Below are 13,115 nucleotides of genomic sequence, written 5' to 3' on the forward strand. Positions count from 1 at the left end.
TACTGGGTGCACCATCCCGGTTTGTGCGAGACCAACCGGGCTTTCACGCCCAGGAGTAGCCCCATGAAGAACGATCCAAGTATCAGCGCCCAACTGGCGAAACTTGAACCCAATCAAGTGGGTCTGTTGGCCTGGTCGTTGCTGGCCCACCCCCAGGGTATGACCAGCGGCATCCCGGGTATCCCGGGGCAGCCTGATCCCGATACGCCACAACCCTCAGAGCCCTCCCAGCCGAACGAACCCGGCGAGCCGACCCTCCCTGATGAGACGCCGTCTCCCGTAGCCTGAGCGGTGTGTGCCGTATCGATGGATTCCAGCCGAGCCGCACACCTTGCAGGAGCCTGGCTTGCCAGCGAAGCTTTTGGCGGCCTCAAGGCCCTCTTCGCTGGCAAGCCATGCTCCTACAGGACGTAGTCGACTCTTGATCGCGTATACGATACAAATCCAGTGGCCAAACCCCAGGAAAAAAGGCCACTCATGACGTTTGCCATTCCCGCGTATTTTTCCCGCTGCCTGTTTGCCGGATTGTTACTGGCAGGCAGTGCCGTTGCCGCGCCACAGCCGCTGACCAGTAGCGCGGCTTCCCAACAGGAAGCCACCAGCAGCCGACTTGACCGTATCGTTCAGCAGGGCGTACTGCGCGTCGGCACCACCGGTGACTACAAACCGTTCAGCTACAAGGGGGCAGATGGCTTTATCGGCCTGGATATCGAGCTGGCCGAAGGGTTGGCCGCGTCCCTGGGGGTCAAGCTGGAACTGGTGCCGACCACCTGGCCGACGCTGATGGGCGATCTGCAGGCCGACAGGTTCGACCTGGCGATCAGCGGAATCTCGGTGAACATGGAGCGCCAGAAGCTGGCGTTTTTCTCTCAGCCTTACCAGCGTGATGGCAAGACGCCGATCACCCTCTGCTCGCGGCAGCAGGACTTCCAGACCCTGGCCCAGATCGACCGGCCGAATGTCCGGGCTATCGTCAATCCCGGCGGGACCAACGAGAAGTTCGCCCGGGCCAACCTCAAGCAGGCGCAGATCCTCGTGCATGCGGACAACGTGACGATTTTCCAGCAGATCGTCGACGGCAAGGCCGACCTGATGATGACCGATGCGGTGGAAACCCGGGTCCAGCAGAAACTGCATCCCGAGCTGTGTGCGGTGCATCCGGATCAGCCCTTCGATTTTTCCGAGAAGGCCGTGTTGCTGCCCCGTGACATCGTGCTCAAGCAGTATGTCGACCAGTGGCTGCACCAGGATATGGAAAGCGGCCGCTTCGCCAGGCGCATGGAGACGTGGCTGGCCTATCCATGGTCGGCGGCGCATGGCTGAAGAGCCGCGATCTTGAGGAAGGGCTTGTGTGGGGGCCGATTGCCCTTGTGGGAGCGGAGCTTGCCCGCGAAGAGGCCCGTGAGGACGCCAAAAGCTTCGCGGGCAAGCTCCGCTCCCACAAAAGCCGCCTTCACGAGAGCCGTTTTGATTACTTCAGATTACCACTGAGGAACTGCCGCAGCCGCTCGCTCTGCGGGTTGCCCAACACATCGTCCGGCGCGCCCTGTTCTTCCACCAGGCCCTGGTGCAGGAACAGCACCTGGCTGGAAACCTTGCGGGCGAAGCTCATCTCGTGGGTCACCATGATCATGGTCCGGCCTTCCTCTGCCAGCCCCTGGATCACCTTGAGCACCTCGCCCACCAGTTCCGGGTCCAGCGCCGAGGTCGGTTCGTCGAACAGCATCACTTCCGGCTCCATCGCCAGCGCCCGGGCAATCGCCACGCGCTGCTGCTGGCCGCCGGACAGGAACGCCGGGTACTGATCGGCCACCCGCGACGGCAGGCCGACCTTGTCCAGATAACGACGGGCACGGTCCTCGGCGTCTTTCTTGCTCACCCCCAGCACCCGTCGCGGGGCCATGGTGATGTTTTCCAGCACGCTCATGTGGCTCCACAGGTTGAAGTGCTGGAACACCATCGCCAGGCGGGTGCGCAGGCGCTGCAACTCGGCGTCGTCGGCGACGCGCATGCCGTGCTTGTCGCTGACCATGCGGATCGCCTGGCCGTCGAGGCTCATGGCGCCATCATTGGGCGTTTCGAGGAAGTTGATGCAGCGCAGGAAGGTACTCTTGCCCGAGCCGCTGGCGCCGATCAGGCTGATCACGTCGCCGGTCTTGGCCTTGAGCGAGACGCCCTTGAGCACCTGGTGTTCGCCATAGCTCTTGTGCAGGCCTTCAATGGTCAGTTTGTACATGGGCACCTCAAGGAGAAAGTAGATAGCCGCTGCGATAGGCTTCGCGGCCGGCGACATGGGCAATCACCATGCCGGCGGTGGCCATGCGGCGCAGCGAGCGGGCGTAGAGCAGGCCCGCGGTGCTGCAATGAACAGGGGTAACGCTGTCGTTCAGCGGGTCGATGATCTCGGCGATCAGTTGCCCGGCTTCCAGGTATTGCCCCGGCACCGCGCAGAACACCAGCAGGCCGCCTACCGCGGTGCTTACCGGCTCGACCCCGGCCAGCGGGGTTGCCGGATAGGGCAGTTGCGGCAAGGACGCGGGCTCGCCGGTGATGGCGCCGAAGCGGGTCAGGTAGTCGAGGATCGCCTGGCAGTCGAGGATCGCTTGCGGGTGATTCACATCGCCCTGGCCGCGCAGTTCCACGGTCACCGAGAAACTGCCCTGGGGAATCGCGAAACGCTCGCCGAAGCGCTGGCGCAGGTCCCACCAGAGCAGGGTGAAGCATTCGTCGAACGACTGGCCGCCGGAGTCGGTCGCCAGCAGGCTGGCTTGCGCGCCGATATAGCGGGCCAGCGGCTCGACCTGCGGCCAGGCTTCAGGCGTGGTGTACAGATGGGCCACGGCTTCGAAGTCGCAGTGCAGGTCCAGGACCATGTCCGCGTCGCAGGCCAATCGTTGCAAAGCCAGGCGCTGGGATTGCAGTTGGGTCGTCGGCACCTCCGCTGCCAGGGCGGCCTTGAGGTGACTGCGGATCAGTTGCAGGTTGTGCGCCGGATCGGCGCTGAGCTGGTCTTCGATCTGCTGGCCGATTTCGTCGCTGAGGTCGATGAACCAGCGATTGAAGTTCTGCCCGCTTTCCAGCTCGTAGCGACCCAGCGGCACATCCATCAGTACCTGTTCCAGGCCGATCGGGTTGGCCACCGGTACCAGCACGATTTCGCCGCGCAGGGCACCGGCCTGTTCCAGCTCGGCCAGGCGCTGCTTGAGGTGCCAGGCTACCAGCATGCCGGGCAGTTCGTCGGCGTGCAGGGACGACTGGATGTAGATCTTTCCCGTGGCCTGCTCCGGCCCGAAATGAAAGCTGTGGATCTGCCGGGCGGTGCCCGGCAGGGGAGCCAGCAGCTCGTGAGTCAGATGACGCATGCTCTGGAGTCCTAGTGGGCCGGGCCGAGAAACGCCAGCCAGCGGCGCTCGGCCAGACGGAACAGGCCGACCAGGGTGAAGGTGATCGCCAGATAGATCACGGCTGCGATACCGAAGGACTGGAAGGTCATATAGGTCGCCGAGTTGGCGTCCCGGGCAATTTTCAGGATGTCCGGGATGGTCGCGGTAAATGCCACGGTGGTGGAGTGCAACATCAGGATCACTTCGTTGCTGTAATAGGGCAACGAACGCCGCAGGGCCGAGGGCATGATCACATAAGCGTAGAGCTTCCAGCCGCTCAGGCCATAGGCCTTGGCCGCCTCGACTTCACCGTGGTTCATGCTGCGGATGGCTCCGGCGAAGATCTCCGTGGTGTAGGCGCAGGTGTTCAGGGCGAAGGCCAGGATGGTGCAGTTCATCGCGTCGCGGAAGAACGAATTGAGCAGCGGCTGTTCGCGCACCGCTTCCAGGCTGTAGATCCCGGTGTAGCAGATCAGCAGTTGGATATACAGCGGCGTGCCGCGAAACAGGTAGGTGTAGAACTCCACCGGCCAGCGGATGCGGCGCCTGGGCGAGACCCGGGCGATGGACAGCGGGATCGACACCAGGAAGCCGAAGAAGATCGAGGCGCTGAGCAGCCACAGGGTCATGGCCAGGCCGGTGATGTGCTGGCCGTCGCTGTAGAGGAACGGCCGCCAGTATTGCTGGAGGAGTTCGATCATCGCACGGCCTCCCGGGCGCCCGCGGCATAGCGGCGTTCCAGCCAGCGCAGGACGTAGTTCGAAGCACTGGTAATGAGCAGGTAGATCAAGGCGGCGAGTACCAGGAAGTAGAATAGTTGATAAGTGCTCTTGCCCGCGTCCTGGGCGGCCTTGACCAGGTCGGCCAGGCCGATGATCGAGACCAGCGCGGTGGCCTTGAGGATCACCATCCAGTTGTTGCCGATCCCCGGCAGGGCGAAGCGCATCATTTGCGGAAAGGTCACGAAGCGGAACCGCTGGGCCCGGGTAAGACCGTAGGCCGTGGCGGCTTCGAGCTGTCCGCGCGGCACGGCGAGAATCGCGCCGCGGAAGGTTTCGGTGAAATAGGCACCGTAGATAAAGCCCAGGGTGATGACCCCGGCGGCAAACGGGTCAATCTCGATGTAGTCCCAGTCCATGGCGTCGGTCAGGGTCGAGAGCCAGGTTTGCAGGCTGTAGAAAATCAGCAGCATCAGCACCAGGTCGGGAACCCCGCGAATCAGCGTGGTGTAGAGCTGGGCCGGAATACGCAACAGGCTGATACTGGATAATTTGGCACTGGCCCCGATCAGGCCCAGTAGCACGCTGACCAGCAGCGAGAGGATGGATAACTTGACGGTCATCCAGGTGCCTTCCAGCAGGATCGGGCCAAAGCCCTTCAGGCTGAAGGCCGAAAGCCCCAGAGTTTGCAGGAGGTTGTCGAACATGAAAAATCAGACCTTTGGCAGTCGAAAAGGCGCCCCTCGGGCGAGGGGCGCCAAGGGATCACTTCCCGCTGTACAGGTTCAGATCACCAAAGTGCTTCTTCTGGATTTCAGTGTACTTGCCGTCTTTGTGTAACGCTTCGATACCTTTATCCAACAGGGCTTTCAGGTCTTTGTTACCTTTTTTGATACCGACGGCGGTTTTCGCCGGCAGCAGCGGATCGTTGATCGGCTTGCTCACTTCGTAGCCGGCGCCCGCTGGCGACTTCAGGAAGCCCAGTTCGGCTTGCAGCATATCCTGCACCGAAGCGTCGAGGCGGCCGGAGGTCAGGTCAGCATAAACCTGGTCCTGGTTGGCGTAGGCCTTGGTGGTCACGCCAGCTTTATCCAGTACGGCCTTGGCGTAGGCTTCCTGGATGGTGCCTTGCTCGTAGCCCACGGTTTTGCCCTTGAGGGACTCAGGCGTGGAAAAGTTCGCACCCTTTTTGAACACCAGGGAAGTCGGGCCGGAGAACAGCTCGCTGGAGAAGTCGATGGCCTTCTGGCGGGCTTCGGTCACGGTCATCGACGAAATCACACCGTCGAACTTGTTGGCGTTGAGGCCTGGGATCATGCCGTCGAAGTCACTTTCAACCCATTTGCACTTGACCTTCAGCTCGGCGCAGATGGCGTTGCCCAGGTCAATGTCGAAGCCGACCAGGCTGCCGTCCGCGGCCTTGGATTCGAATGGCGCGTAGGACGGATCGACGCCGAAGCGCAGTTCCTTGTATTCCTTGGCCATAGCGGAACCGGCGGCCATGCAGAGAGCCAGTGCAGAAAGGGTCAGCAATGCTTTTTTCATTATTTATTCCCTAAAAACCAATATGAGCGCTTGTGGCGCACTGAGTACTGTTACTGGAACGCGTATGACCTGATAAAAGTTGCAATTTCCGAACCAGAGTCACGAACAAGCGTTTTAAAAAGCAGGAATATGGCTACGAGCCAGCTAATGATGCCCGAAAATGGGCGTAAAAAAATAAATGACCCGTATTGGTGCATTGGTGAGTGAGAAAAGGGGGCGGTTGCCCACTGATGGGGGTAACACCTGTCATTGTGGCCTGGGGCTCGGTCCTGGACTGCCATTGTCCTCGACGCCATCAACTGTAGGAGCGGCATTCAAATGCTTGTGCCTACAACACCGACACACCCGATCGACAATCAGATCACGAATCTGGCGACCATTGAATTCAAATCCACCGCCAGGCGCGACAGTTCCTGACTGGCGACGCTGGTCTGGTTGGCACCGGCGACTGACTGGGAAGCCAGGTCGCGGATGTTCACCAGGTTGTGGTCCACTTCACGGGAGACCTGGGCCTGCTCTTCCGAGGCGCTGGCGATCACCAGGTTGCGCTCGTTGATCAGGTTGATCGAGTGGGTGATCTGCTCCAGGGCCACGCCGGCGGCACGGGCCATCTCCAGGGTGCTCTGGGTCCGCTGGTTGCTCTGCTGCATCGATTGCACGGCCTGGCCGGTGCCATTCTGGATGCCGGCGACCATCTGCTCGATTTCCTTGGTCGACTGCTGGGTGCGATGGGCCAGCGCTCGCACTTCATCGGCCACCACCGCGAAACCGCGCCCGGCCTCGCCCGCCCGCGCGGCTTCGATGGCGGCGTTGAGGGCCAGCAGGTTGGTCTGTTCGGCAATCGCGCGGATCACGTCGAGCACCTGGCCAATGTCGCGGCCCTGGGTGGCCAACCCTTCGATCAGCACCGAGGTGCTTTGCACATCCTGGGTCATGACCAGGATCGCCTCCACCGTCTGGACGACACGGTCGCGTCCATCACGGGCCGCCTGATTGGACTGCTGCGAAGCTTCGGAGGTCGACACCGCGTTGCGCGCCACTTCTTCGACTGCGCTGGTCATTTCGTTGACCGCCGTGGCCGCCTGCTCGATCTCGTTGTTCTGCTGCTGCAGCCCGCGGGACGACTCCTCGGTCACCGCGCTGAGCTCTTCGGCCGCCGACGCCAGCTGGGTGGCCGAACCGGAGATCTGTTCGATGGTCTTGCGCAGGTTGCCTTGCATTGCCAACAACGCGCCGAGCAAACGGGCCGGCTCATCCTTGCCTTCAACGGCAATGGCCTTGGTCAGGTTACCGCCGGCAATGGTTTCAGCCGCTTCGACAGCCTTGTTCAGCGGTACGACGATGCTGCGGGTCAACAACCAGGCCAAGAGCACGGTCATCGCCGCCGCCAGAGCCGAGACCAGAAGAATGCCGAGGCTGGCGTTGCTATATTGCTCGCCAGCTTGGTTCGATGCGTCCGTGGCCCCCTTCATGTTGATTTCCACCAACAGCTTGAGCTGCTCCTCCATCGCATCCGAATTGGCCTTGAGCTGGTTTTTCATTAGGTTACCCAACTCCTCGACCTTGTTCTGGCGCGATAGCTCCAACGCCTGGTTCAGGCCTCCTATATAAGTATCGAGCGTCGCGGCGAACGCCTTGTACTTGGCCAGCGCATCCCCATCAGCCGTTAAGTCTGCGTAGGCTTTCTCGTCCTTGCGAACTTTGTCGATCAGACCAACGATGCGCGGATACTCGCTCTGCAGGGACTCGGGCTCACGGTTGATCAGAATCCGATAGAACACAATACGCATACGCAGAATGTATTCGCCCACATTGTCCAGATATTTCACGCTGGGCAGTTGATTGGTATACATATCAACGGACGCTTGACGAATCACCGTCATACGAGTTTGGGAAAAGCCCCCTAGCACAATTACCAGTAATGCAATGAATGCGAAACCGAGAAAGGCGCGAGGAGCGATTTTCATATTTCGTAGGGACATGGACTGCTCTCTTATAGACGTGAGGATACCTGCCTCCATACCGGAGATACACCAGATAACAACAGGCGATACTGACAGTGCCGCCCCACGCCTTCCATCGACAACAGGCTTGGGCTGACTATCGGCAGGAGCTGTACATTTATTAGGAAAATTCTGAAAAAAACTTACTCACCTCACACGAACCGAACATTTAAACCCTGATGAAACAGATGTTCTTCGCCGACTCGAACTCACCGGAAAACGTAAGCAGACCCGGCGCGGGTGAGGCCATCTCGTTGCATTCCCTGCTGGAACTTATATAGGTCAGGTACCTGGCGAGGATGGCAATGGGAGGACAGGTAAAAGCATTGCGCATCAGCATTCGAGACGATACCGATCAAGCGCTTTTTCTGGATACAAGACGACCGACAGCCTTGCGCGCCGCCTGTATTGGCGACGCGCAAGGCTGGACGATCAGGATGAAAAATCAGTTACCTGGTTCGAAGACGGCAACGCAACCATCACAACCACCGCCCTTCGCGCCGAGTGGCACGAAGACGTGGTTATTTTTCTCGCTGACAGCGACCGAGTGCGGGGTGCCTCCAGGCAGTTTTATGCGCTGGACGAGGGTGTTGGATTTCGCGTCGATGACGCCGAGTTCCGGGGCTCCCGGCATGTTGCGCGAAGCGCTGTAATATTGATTGACTTTGGGATTGTAGGCGACCATGTCGGCTGCACCGAGACCAGGAATGACCTTGACTACCGAACCGTCGGTTTTCATGACCACGAGCACCGGCTTCAGGCCGCCGTCCTTGCTCCCGGCGTCGCAACCCAACAGCAGATTTGCGCCAGGTCCTTTCACCAGCCCATTGGGATGGCAGTCATCCACAGGCATCAGTTTCTCGAGCTTGCCGCTGCTCGGGTCGATGACGGCGACTGCGCCCTTGGCCTTATCCTTCTTCAACTCGGGAACCGAAACATAGAACTTCTTCGTCACAGCATCGTAGATAGGCTGCTCGACTCCGTCCGTGGCATCCTCAAAAACAATCTTGGACACGACTTTATGCCCGGCCTCGGTCGAGAACAGTGTCAGGAACGGCGGCTCGTCAGCATTGTTGCCGACAATCACAACGTGGGCGTCCGGATCGTATGCCATCTCGTCAACCCGGGCCTTACCGCCGGTCGAAAGGGTATCAGTGACTTTTTTCGTCTTGAGGTCGATGACCTTCACAGTACTGTCGCCGTCGCCAGCCCACAAATCGCCGCCAGCGACGACGACACCGTTCGGACCCGATACAGAACTGCTCTTCAATTGCCCTACGAATCCTCCGGGCAGCCGGTCGACCATTTTGCCGCTGGTGACATCGAACACGTCTACAGACTTGTTGGATCTATCGGCCAAATAGTAAAGATTGGTTGCCTGATCGACGTAGGTGATATCGAAGCCGTTGAGAGGTTCGCCTGGAATTTCCAATTTTCCGATCTGTTTCAGATCAGCAGCACTCACTGAAGTGGCAATTAAGCTCAAGGCCCATATTGCAGTTGCACAACCCAACAATTTCCGCTGCATATCGTGTTTTCTCCAGAACTCTTTGGATGTTTTTTTTATTCGTTTCCAGTAAGCCGCCCCTAGCCAACCGAGACGTCTAACACTTTCTATCGCCTGGTTAATTTCGGTCAAATACATAAACGGTGTCAACATTAGATGTGCTTGCACGTGCAGATTGCGCGCCTTTAGGAAATATTATTACTTGCGGCCCTGCTATTACAACTGCATTGCAACAGCCGAATCACCCCCCCCCGATCAAAACATGCCCTGTCAAATCAACGGCGAGCCTGATGGGATCATTAATCCGAAATAGCTTTTTTATAAGCGCTGACACTTTACCTCGCCCAAGCACACCATGCTGAAGTCTTCAGAAAAACGCACTCCACCCGCATATCCATAAGTGTTGTTGAAACTGGATATATTCCAGACCTGGAGGGGCTTTTGTCTGTCGTAAACAGATCGAAAAACTTGCGATGGCGGTTACAAAACCGAGGGAAAAGAGCAAGACGCTGGTAGAGCGTCGACGAAGCACAGTCCTGCACTTCGTCGCTTGCACTCCGTCAACCAGGCCGAGTGAAACCCGGCCCGGGGTTTTCTTATGTCAACTGAGAGATGGCGATCAACGCCAATGTCACCATGATACCGCCGCCGATGCGCGTGGCGATTTGCGCAAACGGCATCATCTGCATGCGGTTGGCGGCGGTCAAGATCGCCACGTCTCCGGTGCCGCCCTGGCCGCTATGGCAAGCGTTCACGATCGCGGTCTCGATCGGATACATTTTCATCCAGCGCCCGACCACAAAACCCGTCGCCATCAAGGTCACCACCGTTGCCACGATCGTGATCAGGTTGGGCAAATTGAAAGCAGCGACCAGCTTGTCCCACGGTGTCATGACAGCGCCGATCGCGAACAGCAACGGATAAGTCACTGCCGTCGAAAAGAACTTGTAGACGACGAACGAACCTTGCTGCAATTGCGGCGACACCGCGCGCGACAGCTTAAGCACAACCGCGACAAACAGCATGGCGACCGGTGCCGGAAATCCGAACAATTTGAAGGCCATCAAACCGACCATGTACAACGTGATGGCGGTGATGCCGGCCGCGGCGATATGGGAGATATCCATATGGCCCGGCAGGATTTCTTCGCTCGGCTCCATGTCATCGTGCTCGCCCGGCTGCAGACGGCCTTCGCCGGTCAGGTGCGGATTTTTCTTGCCATAGGCATTCAACAGTCCGGACAGCAGAATGGCCGTCAGACTGCCTAGCATTACCGGCGGCAGAACTTGCGCGAAAACATCACCCTGGGGCACATGCTGGATGGCGGCATAACCGATCGACAACGGGATCGCGCCTTCGCCAACGCCGCCTGCCATGATCGGAACGACCAGGTAGAAGAAGGTGTGGAAGGCACCCAAGCCCAACAAGGTGCCTACCAGGGTGCCGACGATGGCCGCCGCCACGGTGCCGGCAGCGAGCGGCACGAATATCTTCAGAAAACCCTTGATGAGCACCGTTCTATCCATGCTGAAGATACTGCCGACAATGATCGACGCAATGAACAGATAAAGGAAATTGGACGATTTGGTAAATTCCGTCACATTCTTTAGAACCAGATCCGGCACCAGATGCTGGAAAGCCAGAAACGAGGGAATGAACGTGGCGAAAATCGCGGCGGCGCCGATATTGCGGAAAAAGGGCAGGCGCTTGCCGAGCTCGGCGCAGCTATAGCCGCCTATCGCCAGAATGGCGATCGACACGGAAATGTCAGTCGGCACCTTGTCGGTGAGGGCGAATCCACCGAGCAACACCAGAAGCAGCAAGTACACCGGCAACGGTATGATACCGATGCGAATCTCCATGATTTTCCACCAGCCGTACGGCCAGAATTTAGTGGATACTTCATCCTTGCCCATCAGCGGCTGCTCGGACGGACTCGCTTTCATATTTCTCTCCACTGCTTTTATTGTTTTCATTGTTTTGTCAGATCTTCACGCAGCCAAATATATTGACCTCTGCAGAAACCGCAGATTTTGGTCGTGCACTCATGACTATATACCGCCAACCTTTCTGACAGCTTTCAATAAAGCTCCTTAATAATATTGACCCCTGCAGAAATCGCAGATTTTGGTCTCGCATCCATTACTGTATACCACTAACCTTTCTGGAACCTTTCAATAAAGCCCCTTAACATTAACCTCTGCAGAAATCGCATATTTTGGTCTTGCGCCCATTACCTTAAACCACCAACCTTTCTGACAGCTTTCAATAAAGCGCCTTGAACAAGCACTCCCCATATTATATGTTCGCGCCATTGTAAAACGGACCGGCGGTAGATTAGAAACAGCAAGAAATTTGCAAGCAGATCTCAATTACCATAAACCTCAGCAATACACCGAAAACGAAGTTTACCCGACAAATACCGACCTGATATAACTTCGCGCCGACGCAAAAACAAAAAAGCTGACGCTCAAAAAAAGAAAGAGCCGCCCATACAAAAATACAAGTGGGACGGCAGTATTCTTCCTAAAAATAAACGGAGCAAATGACGATGCGCGTAATGAAGTGGAGCATGATCGCCCTGGCTGTTTCTGCAGTAGGTTCCCAATTGGCCATGGCTGAGCCGTTTGTAACCTCTCAGGCTGATGCCCCGGGCTTTGTTGAAGGAGCCAAGGCTGGCGTGGTTCTGGAGAACTTCTACTTCAACCGGACCAGGCAGGATCAAAAAGTTGGAAAAAGTAATAAAGACTCAATCGACTGGACCCAAGGCATCCGGGGCAAATTCAGCTCCGGCTACACTCAAGGGACTGTCGGCGTCAAAGTTGAAGGCTTTGGTGATGCTGCTTACAAACTCTATGGTCTTGACAATGAGGGGGGCTCGCTCAACCTACCCCGCAATAGCACCAATACTGGAAACGACAACAGTTACGGCAAAGCCGGTGCCGACATTGCCGTTCGCATCTCCAAAACCGAGCTGAAGTTCGGCGACTTCACCCCAAGCACGGCGCCAGTATTTGCCTTCGGCACACCCCGTCAGTTCCAACAGACTGCCCGTGGCTTCCAACTGCAAAGCAGCGAAATCAAAGACCTCAATCTGGACGCCGGTCACTTCTACGCCAGCAGCAGCGAGGACAACACCACACTGCAAGGCAACCTCTTTAGCCAATACGGCGGTACTCCGATCAGAAGCATTGATTACGTGGGTGGTAAGTACGGTATCAATGAGAACCTGAGCGTATCCCTCTACGGTGCCAAGGCCCAAGACACGTGGAATCAGTACTACACCAACGCGAACTACACCCTTCCGCTGGCGACCGATCAGTCTCTGAACTTCGACTTCAACCTCTATCGCACCACCGACACCGGCGCGGCAAAAGCTGGCAAGATCTCCAACACCGCCTACTCGCTGGCAGCATCCTATGCGTTCCTGAAGGCACACACCTTTACTCTGGCGTTCCAGAAGATCAACGGCAACGAGCCATTCGACTACATCGGTGCGGGTGACAAAAACCGCGGTACCGAGTCGATCTTCCTGAGCAACTCGATTGAGTACTCCGACTTCAACGCCCCGGGTGAAAGATCCCTCCAGGCTCGTTATGACATCAAAATGGCCGAGTACGGCATCCCCGGCCTGAGCTTCATGGTTCGTTATGCCCATGGCGAAGGTATCGACGGTACCCATATGAACGCTGCATATGCGCTCAATAACGGCTATGGCTCAGACGGGCATCACTTCGAAACCAACCTGGAAGCCAAGTACGTTGTACAGTCTGGTCCTCTGAAAAACCTGTCCATCCGTGCACGCCAGGCTTGGCACCGCGCCAATGCTGCCGAGAGCGAAGGCAACGTCAACGACTTCCGCCTGATCACCGACTACCCAATCAACTTCCTGTAATCAACTGATTACCTGCTGAATGATGTGACACTCGGTTAAAGAACGGCCCATCCTGGTGATGGG

Annotated in this window: 11 protein-coding genes; 3 read left to right on the plus strand and 8 right to left on the minus strand. The window is 57.8% G+C overall.

The window, feature by feature from the left end; all coding sequences use genetic code 11:
• Positions 1-63: 63 nt before the first annotated feature.
• Both M5B96_RS13610 and M5B96_RS13615 read left to right on the plus strand, forming a co-directional pair.
• Positions 64-288: a hypothetical protein gene (locus M5B96_RS13610; protein WP_248797184.1), complete on the plus strand. Its 225-nt coding sequence runs from the start codon at positions 64-66 to the stop codon at positions 286-288.
• Between the two features lie 189 nt (positions 289-477).
• The gene (locus M5B96_RS13615; protein WP_248797185.1) at positions 478-1,323 is read left to right on the plus strand and encodes a transporter substrate-binding domain-containing protein; all 846 of its coding nucleotides are present in this window, start codon (positions 478-480) and stop codon (positions 1,321-1,323) included.
• A 148-nt stretch (positions 1,324-1,471) separates the two neighbouring features.
• On the opposite strand, the gene M5B96_RS13620 is transcribed toward M5B96_RS13615, so the two are convergent.
• The 8 genes from M5B96_RS13620 to M5B96_RS13655 all read right to left on the minus strand — a co-directional run bounded on the left by M5B96_RS13620 (position 1,472) and on the right by M5B96_RS13655 (position 11,103).
• A complete protein-coding gene (locus M5B96_RS13620; protein ID WP_248797186.1) occupies positions 1,472-2,236 on the minus strand; it encodes an ABC transporter ATP-binding protein in 765 nt (254 codons plus the stop codon).
• A 7-nt stretch (positions 2,237-2,243) separates the two neighbouring features.
• On the minus strand, positions 2,244-3,362 hold the full coding sequence (locus M5B96_RS13625) for a succinylglutamate desuccinylase/aspartoacylase family protein (RefSeq protein WP_248797187.1): 1,119 nt from the start codon (positions 3,360-3,362) through the stop codon (positions 2,244-2,246).
• Between the two features lie 11 nt (positions 3,363-3,373).
• The gene (locus tag M5B96_RS13630; RefSeq protein WP_248797188.1) at positions 3,374-4,084 is read right to left on the minus strand and encodes an ABC transporter permease; all 711 of its coding nucleotides are present in this window, start codon (positions 4,082-4,084) and stop codon (positions 3,374-3,376) included.
• Positions 4,081-4,809: an ABC transporter permease gene (locus M5B96_RS13635; RefSeq protein ID WP_248797189.1), complete on the minus strand. Its 729-nt coding sequence runs from the start codon at positions 4,807-4,809 to the stop codon at positions 4,081-4,083. Before M5B96_RS13635 ends, M5B96_RS13630 begins: the two co-directional genes overlap by 4 nt.
• Before the next feature lie 58 nt (positions 4,810-4,867).
• Positions 4,868-5,647, minus strand: a complete 780-nt coding sequence (locus M5B96_RS13640; RefSeq protein WP_248797190.1) for a transporter substrate-binding domain-containing protein — start codon at positions 5,645-5,647, stop codon at positions 4,868-4,870.
• Positions 5,648-6,003: 356 nt separating this feature from the next.
• Positions 6,004-7,629 carry a methyl-accepting chemotaxis protein gene (locus M5B96_RS13645; RefSeq protein WP_248797191.1) on the minus strand — a complete coding sequence of 542 codons (1,626 nt, stop codon included), beginning with the start codon at positions 7,627-7,629 and terminating at the stop codon, positions 6,004-6,006.
• 466 nt (positions 7,630-8,095) lie between these two features.
• The gene (locus tag M5B96_RS13650) at positions 8,096-9,295 is read right to left on the minus strand and encodes a YncE family protein (RefSeq protein ID WP_248797192.1); all 1,200 of its coding nucleotides are present in this window, start codon (positions 9,293-9,295) and stop codon (positions 8,096-8,098) included.
• Positions 9,296-9,753: 458 nt separating this feature from the next.
• The gene (locus M5B96_RS13655) at positions 9,754-11,103 is read right to left on the minus strand and encodes a 2-hydroxycarboxylate transporter family protein (protein ID WP_248797193.1); all 1,350 of its coding nucleotides are present in this window, start codon (positions 11,101-11,103) and stop codon (positions 9,754-9,756) included.
• Between the two features lie 605 nt (positions 11,104-11,708).
• Here M5B96_RS13655 and M5B96_RS13660 point away from each other — a divergent pair.
• Positions 11,709-13,052: an OprD family porin gene (locus M5B96_RS13660; protein WP_248797194.1), complete on the plus strand. Its 1,344-nt coding sequence runs from the start codon at positions 11,709-11,711 to the stop codon at positions 13,050-13,052.
• Positions 13,053-13,115: the final 63 nt, after the last annotated feature.

This window comes from Pseudomonas sp. MWU13-2105 (assembly GCF_023242315.1).
Taxonomy (GTDB): Bacteria; Pseudomonadota; Gammaproteobacteria; order Pseudomonadales; family Pseudomonadaceae; genus Aquipseudomonas.

Coding starts and splice junctions, on each gene's coding strand:
- M5B96_RS13625 (WP_248797187.1), bottom strand. CDS start 3,362: ATGCGTCATCTGACTCACGAGCTGCTGGCTCCCCTGCCGGGCACCGCC.
- M5B96_RS13635 (WP_248797189.1), bottom strand. CDS start 4,809: ATGTTCGACAACCTCCTGCAAACTCTGGGGCTTTCGGCCTTCAGCCTG.
- M5B96_RS13610 (WP_248797184.1), top strand. CDS start 64: ATGAAGAACGATCCAAGTATCAGCGCCCAACTGGCGAAACTTGAACCC.
- M5B96_RS13615 (WP_248797185.1), top strand. CDS start 478: ATGACGTTTGCCATTCCCGCGTATTTTTCCCGCTGCCTGTTTGCCGGA.
- M5B96_RS13650 (WP_248797192.1), bottom strand. CDS start 9,295: ATGTATTTGACCGAAATTAACCAGGCGATAGAAAGTGTTAGACGTCTC.
- M5B96_RS13640 (WP_248797190.1), bottom strand. CDS start 5,647: ATGAAAAAAGCATTGCTGACCCTTTCTGCACTGGCTCTCTGCATGGCC.
- M5B96_RS13645 (WP_248797191.1), bottom strand. CDS start 7,629: ATGTCCCTACGAAATATGAAAATCGCTCCTCGCGCCTTTCTCGGTTTC.
- M5B96_RS13655 (WP_248797193.1), bottom strand. CDS start 11,103: ATGAAAGCGAGTCCGTCCGAGCAGCCGCTGATGGGCAAGGATGAAGTA.
- M5B96_RS13660 (WP_248797194.1), top strand. CDS start 11,709: ATGCGCGTAATGAAGTGGAGCATGATCGCCCTGGCTGTTTCTGCAGTA.
- M5B96_RS13630 (WP_248797188.1), bottom strand. CDS start 4,084: ATGATCGAACTCCTCCAGCAATACTGGCGGCCGTTCCTCTACAGCGAC.
- M5B96_RS13620 (WP_248797186.1), bottom strand. CDS start 2,236: ATGTACAAACTGACCATTGAAGGCCTGCACAAGAGCTATGGCGAACAC.